Origin of the sequence: Kitasatospora sp. NPDC059408 (genome assembly GCF_042751525.1) — a bacterium.
Taxonomy (GTDB): domain Bacteria; phylum Actinomycetota; class Actinomycetes; order Streptomycetales; family Streptomycetaceae; genus Kitasatospora.
In genome coordinates, this window is the sequence record NZ_JBHYWI010000084.1 from 1 (window position 1) to 17,394 (window position 17,394).

Annotated in this window: 15 protein-coding genes; 5 read left to right on the forward strand and 10 right to left on the reverse strand. The window is 74.0% G+C overall.

Features of this window, described 5'->3' with window-relative positions; all coding sequences use genetic code 11:
• A partial coding sequence (locus ACFXDE_RS36390) for a lytic transglycosylase domain-containing protein (RefSeq protein WP_380498688.1) occupies positions 1-323 on the reverse strand: 323 nt, incomplete at its 3' end.
• 1,351 nt (positions 324-1,674) lie between these two features.
• Here ACFXDE_RS36390 and ACFXDE_RS36395 point away from each other — a divergent pair.
• The 3 genes from ACFXDE_RS36395 (at position 1,675) to ACFXDE_RS36405 (ending at position 5,114) form a co-directional block, all read left to right on the forward strand.
• Positions 1,675-2,262, forward strand: coding sequence for a hypothetical protein (locus ACFXDE_RS36395; protein ID WP_380498689.1), 588 nt, complete (start codon positions 1,675-1,677; stop codon positions 2,260-2,262).
• A gap of 474 nt (positions 2,263-2,736) precedes the next feature.
• Positions 2,737-3,525 (forward strand): hypothetical protein, encoded by a 789-nt coding sequence (locus ACFXDE_RS36400; protein ID WP_380498690.1) that lies wholly within the window; start codon positions 2,737-2,739, stop codon positions 3,523-3,525.
• A gap of 200 nt (positions 3,526-3,725) precedes the next feature.
• Positions 3,726-5,114 carry an alpha/beta hydrolase family protein gene (locus tag ACFXDE_RS36405; protein WP_380498691.1) on the forward strand — a complete coding sequence of 463 codons (1,389 nt, stop codon included), beginning with the start codon at positions 3,726-3,728 and terminating at the stop codon, positions 5,112-5,114.
• A 115-nt stretch (positions 5,115-5,229) separates the two neighbouring features.
• Here the strand turns inward: ACFXDE_RS36405 and ACFXDE_RS36410 are convergent, their stop codons facing one another.
• From ACFXDE_RS36410 to ACFXDE_RS36435, 6 genes are all read right to left on the reverse strand, one after another.
• Complete coding sequence (locus tag ACFXDE_RS36410; protein ID WP_380445789.1) at positions 5,230-5,787, reverse strand: RICIN domain-containing protein; 558 nt, start codon at positions 5,785-5,787, stop codon at positions 5,230-5,232.
• Between the two features lie 193 nt (positions 5,788-5,980).
• On the reverse strand, positions 5,981-6,943 hold the full coding sequence (locus tag ACFXDE_RS36415; protein WP_380498692.1) for an NAD-dependent epimerase/dehydratase family protein: 963 nt from the start codon (positions 6,941-6,943) through the stop codon (positions 5,981-5,983).
• Positions 6,940-8,592 carry a class I adenylate-forming enzyme family protein gene (locus ACFXDE_RS36420; RefSeq protein WP_380498693.1) on the reverse strand — a complete coding sequence of 551 codons (1,653 nt, stop codon included), beginning with the start codon at positions 8,590-8,592 and terminating at the stop codon, positions 6,940-6,942. The genes ACFXDE_RS36415 and ACFXDE_RS36420 overlap by 4 nt, the downstream gene beginning before the upstream one ends.
• A complete protein-coding gene (locus tag ACFXDE_RS36425; protein WP_380498694.1) occupies positions 8,589-9,821 on the reverse strand; it encodes a cytochrome P450 in 1,233 nt (410 codons plus the stop codon). The genes ACFXDE_RS36420 and ACFXDE_RS36425 overlap by 4 nt, the downstream gene beginning before the upstream one ends.
• Positions 9,818-10,570: a glycosyltransferase family 2 protein gene (locus ACFXDE_RS36430; protein WP_380498695.1), complete on the reverse strand. Its 753-nt coding sequence runs from the start codon at positions 10,568-10,570 to the stop codon at positions 9,818-9,820. The genes ACFXDE_RS36425 and ACFXDE_RS36430 overlap by 4 nt, the downstream gene beginning before the upstream one ends.
• Before the next feature lie 154 nt (positions 10,571-10,724).
• Positions 10,725-11,768: a 3-oxoacyl-ACP synthase III family protein gene (locus ACFXDE_RS36435; RefSeq protein WP_380498696.1), complete on the reverse strand. Its 1,044-nt coding sequence runs from the start codon at positions 11,766-11,768 to the stop codon at positions 10,725-10,727.
• A 47-nt stretch (positions 11,769-11,815) separates the two neighbouring features.
• Between ACFXDE_RS36435 and ACFXDE_RS36440 the strand changes: the two genes are divergently transcribed.
• Positions 11,816-13,069, forward strand: coding sequence for a cytochrome P450 (locus ACFXDE_RS36440; RefSeq protein WP_380498697.1), 1,254 nt, complete (start codon positions 11,816-11,818; stop codon positions 13,067-13,069).
• Positions 13,070-13,202: 133 nt separating this feature from the next.
• On the opposite strand, the gene ACFXDE_RS36445 is transcribed toward ACFXDE_RS36440, so the two are convergent.
• Positions 13,203-13,586, reverse strand: coding sequence for a hypothetical protein (locus ACFXDE_RS36445; RefSeq protein WP_380498698.1), 384 nt, complete (start codon positions 13,584-13,586; stop codon positions 13,203-13,205).
• Positions 13,587-13,694: 108 nt separating this feature from the next.
• Here ACFXDE_RS36445 and ACFXDE_RS36450 point away from each other — a divergent pair, with 108 nt between their 5' ends.
• On the forward strand, positions 13,695-16,586 hold the full coding sequence (locus tag ACFXDE_RS36450; RefSeq protein WP_380498699.1) for a DUF4157 domain-containing protein: 2,892 nt from the start codon (positions 13,695-13,697) through the stop codon (positions 16,584-16,586).
• Between the two features lie 75 nt (positions 16,587-16,661).
• On the opposite strand, the gene ACFXDE_RS36455 is transcribed toward ACFXDE_RS36450, so the two are convergent.
• Together ACFXDE_RS36455 and ACFXDE_RS36460 are read right to left on the reverse strand one after the other, a co-directional pair.
• Entirely contained in the window at positions 16,662-16,931 is a 270-nt protein-coding gene (locus ACFXDE_RS36455) for a hypothetical protein (RefSeq protein ID WP_380498700.1), read from the reverse strand.
• A 27-nt stretch (positions 16,932-16,958) separates the two neighbouring features.
• Positions 16,959-17,261 (reverse strand): hypothetical protein, encoded by a 303-nt coding sequence (locus ACFXDE_RS36460; protein WP_380498701.1) that lies wholly within the window; start codon positions 17,259-17,261, stop codon positions 16,959-16,961.
• Between the last annotated feature and the right edge of the window lie 133 nt (positions 17,262-17,394).

Genomic DNA, 17,394 nt, shown 5'->3' on the forward strand with positions numbered 1-17,394 from the left:
TAGCGGGTGTTCATGTAGTCCAGCGCCCACTTGATCTGCGTGGCCGGGTTGGTCTTCCAGTCCGCGCCCGCCGAGGCCATCTTCGAGGCCGGCAGCGCCTGGCCCAGGCCGTAGGAGCCCGAGCTCGGGTTGGTCGCCGTCACGTTCCAGCCCGACTCGTGGGAGATGATCTGGCTGAACGAGGCCAGCTGGTCCGCCGGCACGATCTGCGCGGCGATGGCCTGCGGGGAGGCGGTCGCGGCGCTGGCGGCGGCGGGAACCACGGCGGCACCCAGGGCGGTCAGACCAGCGGCGCCGGCGAGGATCGCGGCAGAGGTACGCATACGGAGCTTGAAAGCGGGCATGAAGAGCAAGACCTCAATCGGGTTGAGCCGAGAACACTCCCCGCCCGGGACCGCGGCCGGACAGGGGCCGAACGGTCGCGGGGAGTGACTCGGCGATTGGCCGCATCCGGCAGGAACAGGAGCCGGTGTGGCCGACGACGAATGCCAAGGTGCCAGACCGGAGCGGCGCCCTCCAAGGCCCCCTCGCTACGATCCGCGGTCGTAGCCGGAGGACCGGCACCGGATCGAGGGCGGGGCGGAACGGGGTGCGCCGACCCCTTCCGGTCTGCGCAAACGCCCTACGGCCTCGATGCGGAACGACGCCGAACGGACACCACTACCCGCCGTCGTGCCTGGCATTCGCGTGTGAGCGCACTCACCGCCCGGCCCCCGGCGACGTCACCGAGCCCACCCACGACCACCACGCTGAGTCGACACCGGGCGCCCGCCATTGAGACCGCCGCCACACCCCCGCCGGGGCGGGCCCGGTACCGGCACCGTCCGGCCCCGTCCCCGCCGTGGCCACGTGGAGGAGGCGCGGCGGGAGCAGCGGCGGGAACGGCGGCGGTCGGGACCGTGGCCGCTGCCGCCGGGGCGGCGGGGCGGCGGAGTCGGGCAGGGCTCGGCGGCCGTCCGACAGGGAGGCGTCGGCACACCGGTCAGCGCTGCGTTCCGGGTCGCGGAAGCGGACCACCGCCCACGGATCCGGCGGAACATCGGGTGCAGGCGGACCGCGTGCACGTCGGAAGACGTCCTCCACCGCACCCTGTGACCCGGCACCGGCACCGGCACGCTGCGGTCGGGGGCGCTCCACGGACAGGTCGATCGTCGCGCTGACGGTCCGGCAGGTCAGGTCAGGTCCGTTCTCGCGCGCAGCCCCGTCGGAGAGACAGTCAGGCGTCGGGGCATCAATGCGCCGCCGGCGGGCCGGACTTCGTGGTTCAGCCGGGCAAACGACCCCTTGATATCGCAGTGAGTGAGGGTGTTTCAGGCCTCCCCGGGGCCCGTTTCAGGTGGACGGTGGGGCCGGGACGGTGTCACCGGTGAAACGTGGTGCCGGCTGCGCTCCGCAGGTGCGCATCGAGTGCCGGTCGGTTCGGCCGTCCGCCGGCCGACGCTCGGCTCCGGCGGTCCGCCGGCAGTGGGCCGCCGCGGTCTTAGCGGTGCTCGGGCCGGCGCAGGGTGTCGGCGGCTTCGACCACGAACCGTCACCGTGCTGCCTGGGCAGCAAGCGCGGCACCGGGCCGGATTTGGCCCGGCCTCACGGCCGCCGTCATTACTCAGAGTTGCCAAGGAGTGCGGGCTTCCGGTATTCCTATCCGGCCATCCTCGTGTCCCCTTAAGGATTGACGTGTCCATACCCCCCCAGCAGCCCTACGGCGCGCCGCAGCAGCCGTACGGCTACCCGGCCGCGGCCCCGCAGCCGACCGGCTCGAACGGCTTCGCCATCGCCGGTCTGGTCCTGGCCTTCCTCTGCTCCCCGCTCGGCCTCATCTTCAGCATCATCGGCCTGGTCAAGTCGAAGAGCGCCGGCAAGGGCAAGGCGCCGGCGATCATCGGCCTCATCGTCTCGCTGCTCTCGATCGTGGCGGGCATCGTGGTCTTCGTGGTGATCGGCTCGAAGGTGGTCAAGGCCATCGACCCCGGGTGCACCAGCGCCACCAGCACGGTGACCACGTACTCGGACAAGATCTCCGCCGACGCGGGCAACCCGGCCGCGCTGAAGGCCGACCTCAAGAACGCGAGCGACGAGCTGAACGCCGCCGCGGCCAAGGCCGGCAACGCCGACGCCAAGAACGCGATCAGCGCGCTGGCCGGCGACTACCAGCAGATGTACACCGCGCTCAACACCGGCACCGCGCCGAGCGCCAACCTGCAGTCCAAGATCGAGACCGACGCCAACAAGGTCGACTCCGCCTGCGGCCACATCGGCAGCTGACCCCCGGGGGATCAGCGCGCGGGCCGCATGATTCCGGCGCCCGCCGCCGGCTGACCTCCCGTCGGCGCTCGGCACGCGTTCCCCTCCCGGGGAGCGCGTGCCGAGCCGTGGTGGACGGCCAAGCGGGCAACCCGCCAGCCGGGCAGTTGTCGATGTCCACGGATGGGACTGCGGCCCAATCGGCGGGCCGGGCCAGGGTGGGCGGCGCCCGCTCGGGCTCCGGCCCGCAGTGGCCGCCATGGAGCACCTCGGGAACGACGCGGCCGCCCGGGAACGGGGCTTCGCGGTGGTCTTCGACGGGCTGCGGCCACGCTGAACCCGGCCCGGCCCGACGGCGGGCCGGCACCCGCTCGCCCTCGGAGCCGCCTGGCGGTCGACTGACCAGCCGTCGGTACGGGCGGCGGGTCCACCGCCCGGGGATGGCATGATCCCTACCGTCGGAATCGACATCACCACGGGGGACTCACCACAGCCATGTCCATCAGATCCCGGGCCGCCGCCCTGGCCGCCATCGCCGCCATCGCCCTGAGCGCCGCCTGCACGCCGGCATCCACCTCGGCGGGCACCGCATCCACCGACGTGTCCACGAGCGCGGCGGGGGCGCCGAGCCCGACCACCACCGCGCCGACCACCGCCGCCGCCCCTGCCACCACCGCGCCGGCCACGACCGCCCCTGCCACCACCGCGCCACCGGCACCGGCGCCGGCGCCGGCCGGGGACCGGGGCCCGGGCTGCCAGACCGACGACCACGACCAGCACAAGCCGACCGCCACCCCGCCCGGGACGGAGTTCAAGCCGCTGGGCTCGCTGCTGGTCCCCACTTCCCGCACCGCGGGCCCGCTCCTCTATGAAGGCGGCTTCTGGCACTGCTTCGCGCACACCCCCGAGGGTGCCGCCAGGGCCGCCGCCGTGCTCGCGGCGATCGACACCGGCCACGACGACTGGGAACGGGCGGCCCGGGCCCAGATCTACCCGCCCGCCGCCGCCAAGGACTACGCCGACCGCCGGCTCAAGGACCCGCTCCACGCCGAGGGCGTCGGCTCGGTCAAGGTCGTCGCCTTCTCCGTCATGACCTACACGCCCGAGAAGTCCATGGTCATGCTGCTCGTCGACCTGCCGGGTGCCCCGCCCGGGATCCACGGCTCGACGACCGCCAACCTGCTCTGGGCGGACGGCGACTGGCGGCTGGACATGTCGGCGGAGGGCCACCTGCCCAAACTCGGACCGGGCACCAGCGGCACCGCGGGGTTCGTGACCTGGTAGCGGCCCGGAGCCGGGACAGGGGACGCGCGCCCCCGCCCGGGCTTCGGCTTCCCACGGAGGAGGTGGGGATTTCCCCCTCCCGAAGCCGGTGGCCCGCCGGATCCGCGGCGACTCGCCCGCCTGGCACGATCGCTGACAGGCAGCCGGCCGGTCGGGTCGGGTGCGCTGATCACGGGGGAACGGCGATGCGGGTTCGGTGGGTGGCACCTCTGGTGGCCATGGCGGTGGCGCTGGGCGGGCAGGTGCCGGCGGCGACGACGGCAACGGCAGCGGCAACGGCGGCCCCGGCCGGGCAACAGTCCGGGCAACAGGTCGAGCAGGACGTGGACTTCCGCAGCGGGGACGTCACGTTGCACGGCACGGTCACCGAGGCCGCCGGCGGAACGGGGCCAAGGCCCGGGATCGTGCTGGTGCACGGGGCGGGGCCGGAGAAGCGGGCGGGGTACCGGGCCGAGGCCGAGGCGATGGCCCGGGCCGGGTTCGTCGTGCTCGGCTACGACAAGCGGACCACCGGGTACTCGATGACCCGACGGTCGTACTCGCAGCTGGCCGACGACGCCCTGGCCGGCGTGCGCACGCTGGCGCAGCGCACGGACGTGGACCCGCACCGGATCGGGCTCTGGGGGTTCAGCGAGGGCGGCTGGGTGGCCCCGCTGGCCGCGAGCCGCTCCGGGCAGGTCGCGTACGTGGTCGTGGTCGGCGCCTCCGGCCTGCCCCCGGCCCGGCAGCAGGCGTGGCACCTCGACAACAGGCTGCGGCACGAGGGTGCGTCGGGCTCGCTGCTGGAGAGCGTGTCGGTGACGGGCACCCGGCTGCTGGACGACGCCGGGCTGTTCCCCGAGGCGCACTACGACCCGGTACCGGTGCTGGAACACCTCCGTCAGCCGGTGCTCGCCCTGTGGGGCAACGACAAGCAGGTGCCGCCGGCCGAGAGCGCCGCGATCATCGGCGACGCGCTGCACCGCGGCGGCAACGACGACGTGACGCTGCGGTTCTTCCCGCAGGCGGACCACAAGCTGCACGTCTCCGCGGACGGCTTCACGCGGGGCGAGCAGCTAACGCCGGGCTACGTCGACACCGTGGCCGCCTGGGTGGCCGGCCAGGGCCACCGGGTGAACGACCCGCTGCCCGGGCAGGACCGCCGCAGCCGGGCCCTGGCCGCGGTCCCCGCCCCGGAGGGGTCGGTGGCGCAGGCGGCCGCCTTCCTGCTGATGACCCTCGTCTTCGCCGGGTACCTGCTGTCGGGTCTGGTACGGCGGCTGCGCCGGCGTCCCGCCGCACCGGGCGCCGGGGCCGCGCGCTGGCTCGCGGGCAGCGGCCTGGCCGCCACGCTCGGCTTCCTCGGCTACTTCCTCTTCGTGACGACGACGCTCGCCACCGGGCCGCAGCTCGGCGGCCGTCCGGTGGTCTGGTCGGTCCTGCAACTGCTGGCCGTCTGCGCGGTGGTGGCCACCGGTGTGACGGCGGTGCGGGCGTGGCGCGGCCGGGCTCCGGCCCCGGCCGGTGCACGTGTGCGGATCGGCGCACTGCTGGTGGCGGGCGCGGTGTTCGTGCCGTGGGCGCTCTTCTGGGGCCTGCTGCTGCCGTGACCGGACGGGCCGAAGGACTGGAGGGCCGGCGCCGCGACGGGCGTCGGCCCTCTTGGCTACCGGCTACCGGCTGCGGCGCGCAGTGCGGTGACGGAGTGTCATTGATTTCCGCGGCTCAGCCTCCGGAGGTGATCCAGATCTGGTCGCCGTGGCGGCCGCAGTCGTACTGGATCAGCCACGCGCCGTTGTCGTGCGCGTCGCCGGCGACGGTCAGGCACTTGTTGCTGCGGAGGTTGACCCACTCCTGGCTGTTGTCGGTGATCAGGATCGGGTGCCACAGTTCGTTGTCGGACGAGCTGTTGCAGCCCCACTCGATGATCGGGGCGCCGTTGTCGCGCCTGGCGTGGTCGACGTTCATGCACAGCCGCGTCGCCGTGTTCTTGAGCAGGTAGTAGGCCTTGCCCTTGACGGTGCGCACCTTCTGCCTGATCCACAGCTCGTTGGACTGGCTCACGCAGTCCCACTGGTCGACGTGCGTCCCCCAGCGCGTCGAGGCCCCGGGGGCGTCGGCGCAGAGCTGGGAGCTGGAGCTCACCAGCCACTCGCCCGTGTCGCCGGCGGCGGACGCCGTGCCCGTCGCCCCGACGGACGCCGCGGCCGTCAGCAGTGCGGCGCACAGCGGTGCGAGCAGCTTCCCACGGGCCGACGGCCTCTTGCGCTTGATGTCCTGCACGGTTGTTCCCCTCGTGTTCGCGTCCACGCCGGGTCGAGCGGCGGCCACCGACGGCGGCACCGACCACGCTGGCCCGCGGCCGCTGCGACGGGAAGGCCCGGGCCCGAGGTGGAGACGCCTGGGAAATTCCCACCGCTGTGAACTGCGCCGTGGGACGCCGCCAGGCGTCGACGGAGACGGAGCCGGCGTCGCGTCAGGCCCGGCGCAGGGCGGGCTCCAGGTCCGTCGGTGCGGGGCGGTAGCCCAGGTGGGTGCGGGCGGCCGTGAGGTCGAGGGTGCGTTCGTGGGCCAGGTGGCGGACGGCGTAGACGGTCAGGCGGGGGCGGCGGGCGGATCCGGTGGTGCGGGCCAGGAGTTCGGCGGTGCGGGCCAGCGGGAGGGCGAGGGCGAGCGGGAGGTGGACGGGTGCGGCCGGGAGGCCGTGGGCGGTGAGGACCTGGCGCAGCACGTCGTCCAGTACGACCGGGTCGCGGTCGGTGATGTTGAAGGTGCCGGACGCCCGGCCCCCGGCGGCGAGCAGGCAGGCGTCGACGAGGTTCGCCACGCTGGTCAGGCTCAGCCGCTGCCTGCCGTCGCCGATCGCGAACAGCCGCGGCCCGCGCGGGGTCCGGCGCACCGCCTGGAGGACGCGCGGCAGCAGGGTGGTGTCCCCGGGGCCGTAGACGGCGTGCGGGCGCAGGATCACCGCGTCGGGGCGGGCCCGGCGCACCTTCTCCTCCGCCAGCGCCTTGGAGCGCCCGTAGGCGTCGGTGTGGCGGACGGTGGCGGCCTCGTCCTCGCGGGCCATGACGGTCGGCCGGCGCGGGTCGTAGACGCTCGCGGTCGACACGTGCACGAATCGCGCCGCCTCGGGGAAGGCGGCCAGCACTCCCCCGGTGGTCAGCACGTTGCCGCGGTGGAAGGCCTCGGGGCGGGCCCAGTCGGTGGCCAGGCCCGCGCAGTGGATCACCGCGTCGGGGTGGGTGAACGGGGCGGGCAGGGCCGGGCGGGCGGCGGGGTCCGCCAGGTCCCAGGGGAGGTAGGGCGCGCCGCCGATCAGGTCGGCGGGGACGGTGGGGCGCCGTCCCAGCGCCAGCACCTGGTGCCCGGCGGCCGTTGCGGCGCGGCACAGGGCGCTGCCGACGAAGCCGCTGGCCCCGGTGACGACGGTGATCACGGCGTCTCCTTCGTGGCCTTCGTGGCCTTCGTGGCCTTCAGGTCCTTCGTGACCAGCGCGCGCAGTCGTTCGCGGTCGGGTTTCTCGGTCCGTCCCCGTCGGGGGATCGCCGGGAGGCAGTGGATCCGGTCCGGCAGTGCCGCGTGGTCGATCGTGCGGGGCAGGTGGCGTTGGAGGGAGCGCAGGAGTTCGGCTTGCGGGAGCGAGCCGTCCGGGCACACGGCCAGCACCACCGCCTCGTCGGCGGTCTGCGGGTCGGGGACGCCCACGATGACGGCCTCGGCGATGCCCGGGAGGGCGGCGATCGCGGGTTCGTACAAGCCCGGGTAGAGGTTGAAGGAGCCGCGGATGAGCATGTCCTTGGTCCGACCGAGCAGCACGATCCGCCCTTCGGCGTCGATCCGGGCCCGGTCGCCGGTGTTGAGCTCGCCGATCGGTCCGTCCCCGAGGTAGCCGATCGCCAGGTGGGGGCCGCGCAGCAGGAGTTCACCCTCGTCGTTGAGGCGTGCCGTGACGCCGGGCAGGGGGTGGCCGGCCAGGTCGCCGTGGGGTGCGTGGTCGAGCTTCGCCTCGGCGTCGGTCACGGCGATCGGCAGCATCTCGGTCGCGCCGTAGATCACCGCGGTCCGGGCCGAGGGGAGCGCCTCGCGCAGGCGGCGCAGGATCGGGGGCGGCACGGGGGCGGCGCCGAGCAGCACCGTGCCCAGGGTGTCGGGGAGGCGGCCGGCGTCGAGCAGCCGGGCCAGGGACGCCGGGGTGGCGAAGGTGTGGGTGGCCCGGCGGCGCCGCAGGTCCCGCAGGAACCGCTTGGGCCGTACGGGCAGGGGCGCCGTCGACCAGGTGGCGCCGGCGGCGAGGAAGGCGAAGGCCATCATCAGCTGTTCGGAGTGCACGACCACCGGGGCGGGGGCGGTGGTCAGGCCCAGGCTCTCGCCGAGCAGGTCGGCGCCGGCGAGCAGCGTGGCCTGGCTGTGCACCACCGCGCGGGGGCGGGCGGTGGTGCCGGAGGTGAACACGACCAGGGCCGGGCGGTCCGGGTCCCCCGCCGGGGCGGTCTCCACGGGAGACGCGGGGGCGGTGTTCCCGGGGGACGCGGGTGCGGTGTTCCCGGGGGACGCGGGTGCGGTGTGCGCCAGGGTGGCGGCGGGGATCGCGTCCGGGGGCAGGCCCGGCAGGCGCGGACCGGTGTGGAGCAGGCGCAGGGCCGGGTCGGCGAGCGCGGGCAGGTTCAGGCCGAGGCGGCGCAGCAGGGTGCGTCCCGCCGTGCGGGCGGCGAGCGCGCAGAGCCAGGATTCGGCGGCCAGCCAGCGCGGTGCGGTGAGGCGTTCGGTGACGAGCCGTCCGCGTGCGGCGTCGAGTTCGGCGCCCGCGCCGGGGTCGGCCACCACGACGGCGGCGCCCGCCGTCATGACGGCCAGGCCGAGCACGAGGGCGTCCCGGCCGGGGCGGACCGCGAACATCACGGTGTCGCCGGCGGACATGCCCGCGGCGCGCAGTCCGCTCGCGGTGGCGGCGACCTGCCGGGCGAGTTCGGCGTAGGTGAGTGTGCCGTGTGCGTCGAGCAGGGCGGCCGCGTCGGGTGTGCGGCGCGCGTGGTCCGCGATCCGGCCGGCCAGTCCGGCGCCTGCGGTGTTCGGCGTGCCGTTCACGTCGTGGTCAGCTCCGTTTTCGTCCGGTCCGTGCGCCGTTGGGGAGCGGTCGCTTGCGCGGCCGACACCTCCAGGCGCGCGTAGGTGGGGATCAGCACCCGCCGCTTGGCCCGTCGCCGCACGATGGTCCCGGCTCCCGCCGTCAGGAGCGCCTGGAGCAGCACCCGTATCTCGGCCAGCGCGAGCGGTGCGCCGATGCAGTAGTGCGGTCCGGCCCCGAACCACAGGCGCTTGGGATCGTGCGCCGGACAGCGGCCCAGTGCCGCGGCCCGGTCGAACGGCCCGGCGGCCAGGTCGCACCGTGCGGTGGCGATGAGCACCCGGTCCCCCTCGCGCACCTCCGTCGTGCCGAGGCGGCCGGGCCGGGCGGCCCGGCGCAGCATCGCCGGGCTCGGGGTGATCACCCGCATCGCCTCGTCGATCGCGGGGTCGAGCGCCGCGCCGCCCGTCTCCAGGTCGGCCCGCAGGGCGGGCAGGAGCCCGGAGTCGTGCCAGAGCGCGAAGATCCGGGGCACGGTCGTCGCCACGGTCTCCGTCCCGGTGAGCAGGAACGCCGCCGCCAGCCCGAGCGCCTGTTCCCGGTCGAGTCCGTGGCCGCGCAGCCGTCCCATCATCGAGCCCGGCTCCGCGCGGTCGTACGCCTCGCCGGCCTGCGCCACCAGGCCGGCCAGCACCGCCTTGGCCTTCGCGACCTGACGCGGGGTCAGTTCCCTGGTGCGCAGGCCGACCATCCGTACGATCCGCTCGCCCCGCTCGAACACCTCCGCGCCGGCGGTGTCGGACACTCCCAGCAGTTCGCCGATCACCGTGCCGGCGGCGGTCCTGGTCAGGGCGACCAGGTCCACCGCGCCGCCCGTGCCCAGCCGGTCGGTGGCCTCGCGCAGCACCGGTGCGAGGACGCGGGTGCACAGCTCGGTGGCCTGGGCCCGGGTGAACAGGCCGGTCAGCGCGGCCCGCAGCCGCCGGTGCTCCTCGCCCTCCATGTTCAGGAGTACGGCCGGGCCCAGGACCGGTGTCCACAGCGCGCCCGAGGAGCCGGGGCCGTCCTTGCGGAACCCCTCGTGGTCGAGCAGCACCTGCCGGGCCAGGCCGGGGTCGCCGACCACGATCCCGATCCCCGGTACCCGCACCGCGGGGCCCCGCCGGGCGACGGCCGTGATGAACGGGTACGCCAGCGGGTGGGCGGCCAGCTGCACCCGTCGTTCCCAGAGGTGTTCGGGGCGCTTCATCGGATGTCGACCACGTCGGGGCGGTAGCGGTGGTCCGCGTACCAGGCCAGGGTGTTGCGCAGGCCGAAGGCGCGCAGGCGCCGCACCGAGCCGTAGACCCGCATGCCGGGGACCTGGCCGTAGGCGGTGGTGAGTTCGCGCACCCGGTTGACCAGGGCGCGGTCCTCGTGCACCTCCTCGATCGCGGTGCGCGGGAAGCCGCCGCTGCGCTCGTAGAGGTCGGCGGTGATGGCCAGGTTGCAGCCGGGGCACATCAGGTACGGGCCGAGGTAGCGCGGGTCGCGGTTGCCGGGCCGGAACCTGCCGAACCGGGCCGCCAGCGCGACCACCGCCGGCAGCAGCCGGCTCTCCCACAGCTTGAGCCGGAACTCGTCGGTGCGCGGCAGGAGTTGACCGGTGACCAGCTCCAGTCCGCCGGCCAGGCCGCGGCGGACGGCGGCCGTCCAGCCGGGCACCGGGAGGCAGTCGGCGTCGGTGCGGGCCAGGTACCGGGCTCCGGCGTCGATCGCGAACCGCATCCCGGTGTCGGCTGCCGCGCCGGTGCCCTTGCGCGCCTCGGTGATCAGGTGCAGCGGGAAGTCCGCGGTGAGCGCGAACTCCCGGACCACCTCGGCGGTCCGGTCGGTCGAGGTGTTGTCCACCACCACGCACGCGAAGTCCGCGTCGGTCTGGGCCGCGAGCGCGCGCAGCGTGGCCGGCAGCGAGGCCTCCTCGTTGTAGGCGGGCACGACCACCCACAGGTCGGTCACTGGTGTTCCCTCACATCCGGGCCCATGGTGGGGCCCACGGTCGAGCTCGTGATCGAGCTCGTGATCGGGCTCGTGGTCGGGCTCGTGGTCGGGCTCGTAGTCGAGCCCGCGATCGGGCCTACGGGCGGGCTCACAGCCGGGCTCACGGTCGGGCTCACAGCTGCGCGAAGACGACGCCGAGCGAAACCCCGCCGGCCAGGCCGATCAGCGCCACCCGGTCGCCGGGCCCGCAGCGGCCCTGCTCCAGGGCCCGGGCGAGCTGGAACGGCAGCGAGGCCGAGGCGAGGTTGCCGTGCCCGGGCAGCACCGGCACCAGTGGTCCGGTGGTCAGGCCGGTCCTGCGCAGGAAGGCGTCCAGCAGCGGGACGGTCACCTGGTGCACCGCCACCACCGCGAAGTCCGCCCAGGTCAGGCCGTGTTCGGCCAGTGACCGGTGGATCAGCTCGGGGCCGAGCGCCTCGAAGGCCGCGTGCAGCCGCGCGCCGTCCATCCGGAAGTAGCCCGCCTCCGGGTCCCGCGGGTGCGCGGTACCGCCGCCGGGCAGGGTACCGACCTCCCAGGCCGAGGAGTCCGCGGTGAAGGCCCGGTGGAAGATCCCGTCCGGCGCCGCTCCCGCCTCCAGCAGCACGGCCGCGCCGCTGTCGGACAGGGTGTAGCCGGGGAACGACTCGGCGAACTGGCCCCGGTCCCGGACCGACCAGCGGACCGCCCGCGACGGCAGCTCCCCGGTGCAGACCAGGACCCTGCGGTACTGCCGGGCGGCGATCAGCGCCTCGGCGACCTGGATCCCGTTGAGCACGCTGTTGCAGGCGTTCTTCACGTCGAACACCGGGCAGCGCGCCCCGATCTTCGACGCCAGGATGTGCGCGGTGGCGGGCTCGACCATGTCCTGCGAGGCGCTGGCGAAGATCAGCAGGTCGAGGTCCCGCGCGTCGAGGCCGGCGTCGGCCAGCAGCTTCCGGGCGGCCGCCGCGGCCAGGTCGGAGGCCTGCCAGTCGTCGGGGGCGACGTGCCGCGCGGCTATTCCGGTGACCGCCTCGATCAGCCCGGGGCGCGGCCGGTAGGGGCCGCTGTCGGCGATCCGCTGCTCCACCTCGCGCGAGGTGAGCGATTGTTCCGGCAGGTGCACCGCCACCGCGGCGATCACCGCGCGCACCCCGCCGCCTTGCCCGACCAACTGTCCGCTGCCCTCCGACACGTGCTCAAGCCTCCCCCGAGCCGCCCGATCATACGATGAACCCTGACGTGACCAGGCACGGTACGGTTCCCCGCACGGACATTCGAGACGGCAGCGGGGGCGGGGCGACGATGGGCGCGACGACGGCACGACGGCACGAGAGCGGACTGCTGTGGGCCAGCCGGCCCGCCCTGTGGACGCTGACCAGGATCACCATGTCCCGGCCCTTCGGACCGATCCGGCGGGTACCCCGGCTGGGCTGGGTGGCGAGCGACCCCACCCTGATCCGGGCCGTGCTCAACGACCACCAGCACTTCACCCTGCTCGGCGAGGGCGGCGTGGGCCACCTGTGGGAGCAGGTCCTCGGACCGTACGTCACCCGCCTGTTCGACGGCCCCGGCCATGCGGACCTGCGCCGGCGCGCCCGGGACCTGTTCACCGAGGACAACTCCGCCGCCCTGGTCGAACGGGCCGCCGGGCCGGTCTACGCCGACGTCACGGCGCGGCTGGCCGCCGGGGACCGGGTCGACGTGGCCGCGGCCGCCCGGCTCGTCGTCGGCCGCCTGATGGCCGACCTGCTCGGCCTGCAGATCCCCCCGGACAGCCCCGACTCCGCGTACCTGGACACCTTCGCCGCCGGCGAGCGGCTGGCCGCCCTCGCACTCGACACGGCCGCCTCGACCGAACTTCCGCCCGAGCGGATCGAAGCGGCCAAGGAGATCGTCGCGTCACTGACCAGCGGCGTCCCGGCGGCCTACGCCGGCGCCGACCCCGACACCCTCCTCGGCCGCTGCCGCGAGGCCGGGATCACGCTGGAGGAGGCCAGCGGCCTCGCCTCACTGCTGCTCGTCGCGGGCACCGAGACCGCCGCCAGCGCGATGGCCCGCACGATCGCGCTGATCCACGACACCGGACAGCAGGAACCGCTGCTCGCCGACCCCGGGCTGGTCGGCGACGCGGTACGCGAGGGACTGCGCGTCACCACGCCCGCGCCGGTGATCGGACGGCACGTCAGCGCGGACGTCACCGTGGCCGGCCGCCGGCTGCGCAAGGACGAGCGGATCCTCCTCGTCACCTACGCCGCCGACAACCTGGCCGGCGGCTTCGACCTGGCACGCCCGTACGACCCGCGCTCGCGCCAGCTCTGGTTCGGCGCCGGCCGGCACCTGTGCCTCGGCGCGCCCGTCGCCCGCGCCGAGATCGCCCGGATGGTCACGGCGGTCCGCGCGCCGGGACGCCCCTACCGGATCGTCTCGCGCAGCTACGCCCGGAAGGTGATGATCCCCTCCTACGCCTCGCTCGTCATCGAACTCGACCGCTGACGAACGGCCGGACGGGCCGGGCAGATCGGGCGCAGCACGCGATCAGATCGCGCGGGCCGGGCAGGCGGGGCAGGCGCGCCAGGCGGGCCGCTCGACCGGCATCCGCCGGATGCGCGGGACGGTTCGTCGCGGGTCAGCTGTAGTGGGCGAACACCCGGTCCCTCTCCGTCTCCCAGCTCCAGCCCGGTTCGTCCCCTCGCCGGAACGGCGCCGTCCTGGCGAGCACCTCGAACTGTCCGGACGGCCGCCGGTTCTGCTTGTTCACGACGATGGCGGTCAGCATGACCGGGACGCCCCTGTCGGCTTCGACCCGGCACGCGGCCTCCAGGAGGTTGCTCATCAGCGTGCCGCGGGGCGGGACCGAGAAGCCCGCGTCCCGCAGCGACTCGCTCAGCGCGCCGTAGCAGTCGGTGCGGCCTTCGCCCGCCCAGCCCTTGACGATCTCGACCATGCTGTCCCGGGCCGCGCACCAGGCGTCGGATCCGTGCTTCAGCCGGGGGAATTGAGTGTCGGTCATCCCCGTATGGCAGCACAGGATCGGCACGCGGCGGAAGGGCTCCGGCCGAGAGCGGGCGCAAGGGCAGGGGGCCTGGTCCTCCAGGGCGTGGTGGCCGATGATCGGGGCATGCGTTCACGGGAGCAGCAGGATGCCGAGACCCGTCCCGACCGGACCGCGCCCGCCGCGGCGCGTCCGGCCGACGCCGCCGCCGCTGGTGCGGCCGTGCCCCGCAGAGCGCGCGTGTCCCCCGGAACCGCGGGGACGGTCGGGCCGGCCGGGTCCGGCGGCCGGGGGCCCGCGGGGCGGTTGCTCGCGATGCAGCGCGCGGTCGGCAACGCCGCCGTCGGCCGGGCCCTGGAGCGGCAGGCGGGGCGCCACGCGCACGGCCCGTCCGGCGGTCACGACGAGTGCGCGCCCGTGCAGCGCTCGTCCGTGCCGGACGTGCTGCGCACCGCCGGGCGGCCGCTGGACGGGACGGTCCGCGCGGAGATGGAGGCGCGGCTGGACGCCGACTTCTCCGACGTGCGGCTGCACACCGGGCCGGCCGCCCAGCGTTCGGCGGCCGAGGTGGGGGCCCGCGCCTACACCTCCGGCAGCCACGTCGTCATCGGCGCCGGCGGTGCGGACCGGCACACCCTGGCCCACGAGTTGACGCACGTCATCCAGCAGCGCCAGGGGCCGGTGGCGGGTACCGACAACGGTTCGGGGCTCAGCGTCTCGGACCCCTCCGACCACTTCGAACGCGCGGCGGAGGCCAACGCCCGCCGCGCCCTGGCCGCCCCCGTGCCCGCGTCCGCGTCCGCGTCCGCCGGCGCGGCGCCCGTGCAGCGGGCGGCCCCCGCCCGTGCCCGTGCCGGCTCCGGCGGGAAGAGCGTCGTCCAGCGCCTCGGCGACGGTCAGGCGCCCTTCGACCACGCCCAGTACTACGCGAAGACGGGCTGGCAGGCGGCGGCCGAGAAGTTCGAGCAGCGGCTGGGCGCGTACGCCTTCGGGCATCCGAGGGCGCTCGCCGCCGCGCGCAAGACCGTGAACCGGCTGAAGCAACTGCTCATCGCCTACGCCGGCCAGGAGCACAAGGACCCGGCGCTCGCCAACAAGTCGTTCTTCAAGGACGACCGGACGAGCGCCGGGCAGGTGGGCGAGGGGATGACCACCGCCCAGATCAAGGACTTCTTCTCCCGGGACGGCAACGTCCGCGAACTGGTCACGGCCGTCTACAACGCCGCCTACTACAACAAGGGGGCGGAGCTCTCGCTCAAGGACGTCCTCAACGGCATCATCGGGCCCAGGCCGCAGCTCGCGGCGACCCTCGGCATGAACAAGGAGGACCTGAAGAAGCACTCCGCGTTCCTCAACGGCTGGTCCCGGCCGCCGCTGTGGGCCGCGGCGAGCCTCGCGGGCAAGGGCTACAACTACGAGAAGGACCCGTACGCGCTGGGCAACCTGCTGTGGCAGTCCGACCCCGAGACCTTCGCCGGCGACACCCTGGAGATGATCGACAGCCAGGGGCCGCGCAAGGAGCGCAGCGAGGCCGACAAGGAGGCCAACCGCAAGACCCCGCGCGACTACGCCGACCGCGGCGCCCCGCTCAGCGCGCGGGAACTGGCGTTCGCCGGCAAGCCCGGCCCGGACGACAAGCTGCCCTGGAACGAGGGCGCCGCCTACTGGGAGATCCAGCAGAACGAGTCCTGGCCGAAGGCGAACGCCGCGCGCGGCATCCCGGTCGTCGCCGGCATGTCCGGGACCACGACCCGGATGCTCAAGACCTTCCAGTGGATCAACGTGCCCGGGGTGGACGTCTTCGACTACCGGATGGCCCTGATGGGCTGGATGCTGCCGTCCTGGGACCACTCGCTCTACGAGATCCTCCGCGGTTCCTGGGCGGCCGGGGTCAAGGGGCCCGGCGAGTCCGCGCTCCGGGCGGGCAAGGGCGCGGCGCTGATGTACCAGCACATCGCGCCCTTCACGGAGGAGGAACTGCGGCAGAACGTCTGCGTCGACGGGCAGTTCCCGCACGAGCTGATGTACCTCGCCGAAGCCAACAAGCCCCGCACGACCGACCCGGCGGCGAGCGGCTTCATGGAGCCCGGCCAGCCCGCGGCCGCCCAAGTAGCGGGCCAGTACGGCGCCTTCGTGGCGGGCGACACCGCGCCCACCCCGCGCATCGCCCAGTGGAAGGCGGACAACGCCGGCGCCTCCACCGAGGCCGTCGCGAAGAGTTTCAAGGAGGCCCACGCGACCGCGCTGATGGCGTACACCGGCGGCGCGCACCAGATGATCAACTCGGTGGTGCGCAGCCGGCTGCTGCCCGAGGGGTACGCGCCGTACGGGACCGTCGGCGCGGCCACCGCGGGCGCCGAGGCCCTCTCCCTGCGGCAGATCAAGGGCCAGCTCAGGTGGGCGGCCCAGAACAGCCACAACCAGGAGGCGGTGCCCACCCTGGACGAGGACCCGGTGATCAGGCCGCAGCTCACGGCCGCGCGGGGCATGGACCCGGTCGCCAAGAAGGCGGCGATGGCCGTCATCGACGCGCGGATCGAGGTCCTCGCGCCGGTGCTCTTCGAGGAGCTCAAGGCGCACGCCGACATGACGATGGAGGCGCTGAACCGGCTGCCGCCCGTCACCGGCACGGTCTTCCGCGGCGACTGGAACGTCGGCGGGGACGAGTCGCCCTACCGGCTCGGCAAGCAGGCCGCGCTGAACTACCGGCCGGGCTCCGTCTTCACGAGTTCCTTCGACAGCACCAGCAGGGAGGAGTCCGTGGGGCTGGACTTCATGCGCGGGCAGAAGGTCTCCGGCACGGCGACGCACCGGATCCTCCTGGAGCTGACGCTCACCGGGAAGTACGGCCGCGACATCGACCCGTTCCACCAGTACCAGGGCACCGAGGCGGAGGTCCTCCTCATGCCTGGGGCGACGTTCCGGGTGGACAGGAGCGAGTGGCGCCGGGACCCCGGCCACGACCCGGCGAACGGCGGCAGCGACTGGTACGAGCACGTCCGGGCGACGGAGGTGTGAGCGCGGGCGCGGCGGGCCGGCCCGACGGCGTGGCGCGCCGGGCCTGTCACGGACGCTACACCGTCGGCCCGATCGTCACGAGCCCGTCTGACTGCCTTTCGCGACGAGCCGCGCCGAGGGTGCCACCCCGAGCGGCTCCGCCACGGCGACCCGATAGGTCTTCGCCACCTCGTCCAGTCGCCGGTAGATCTCGGATTCCGGCGCTTCGAGGGAGAGATCTGAAATCTCCACGGTGTGCGCGAATTGCCCGACGCGAGGTTCCACGCCGAACGTCGGGCCCTCTTCCGGCGACGCAACGATCGTCAGGATATTGCCGGCCGTGTCATGGATGGCCATTACCTTCATCCGTGCTCACTCCTTGGCTGAAACGGTCTAGGGGTTTACGGTACTGATCATCAGGCGGACGTAGGGGCAGTAATTCACGCCGTGGTTTCGTACCGTGATGTCGAGATACGGGTTGGGCCCGCCGCCCCCGGCCCCCGGGGTGCGGGTCTTGAGGAGCTCCACCCCCAGGATCATGTCCCCCGAGACGGCCCCGGACAGCCCGTGCGCCGTGGCCGTGACGGTTCCGGAGTCGAATAGCGGGTGCGGCGCCGCCCAGTAGCCCTGGGCGCCGCCGGGAGGGATCTGAACCGTATTGAAAATGAATGCGTTGAAGAGCGTTACCGACGCCACTGGTTCTCCTTCGACTTCCGATCATATTCCTGCAATGATTCGAGTACAGACCCATGTGACTGCAGAACGTACCCCAGATTTCCGGATGTTGCGCCAATGCTCGCCAGGGCAGCCGGCGCGGTTCACTGCAAGG

Bases quoted from the DNA above. Each gene is read 5' to 3' on its own strand.
- ACFXDE_RS36450 (WP_380498699.1), top strand. From the start codon at position 13,695: ATGCGTTCACGGGAGCAGCAGGATGCCGAGACCCGTCCCGACCGGACC.
- ACFXDE_RS36445 (WP_380498698.1), bottom strand. From the start codon at position 13,586: ATGACCGACACTCAATTCCCCCGGCTGAAGCACGGATCCGACGCCTGG.
- ACFXDE_RS36400 (WP_380498690.1), top strand. From the start codon at position 2,737: ATGTCCATCAGATCCCGGGCCGCCGCCCTGGCCGCCATCGCCGCCATC.
- ACFXDE_RS36455 (WP_380498700.1), bottom strand. From the start codon at position 16,931: ATGAAGGTAATGGCCATCCATGACACGGCCGGCAATATCCTGACGATC.
- ACFXDE_RS36425 (WP_380498694.1), bottom strand. From the start codon at position 9,821: ATGAAGCGCCCCGAACACCTCTGGGAACGACGGGTGCAGCTGGCCGCC.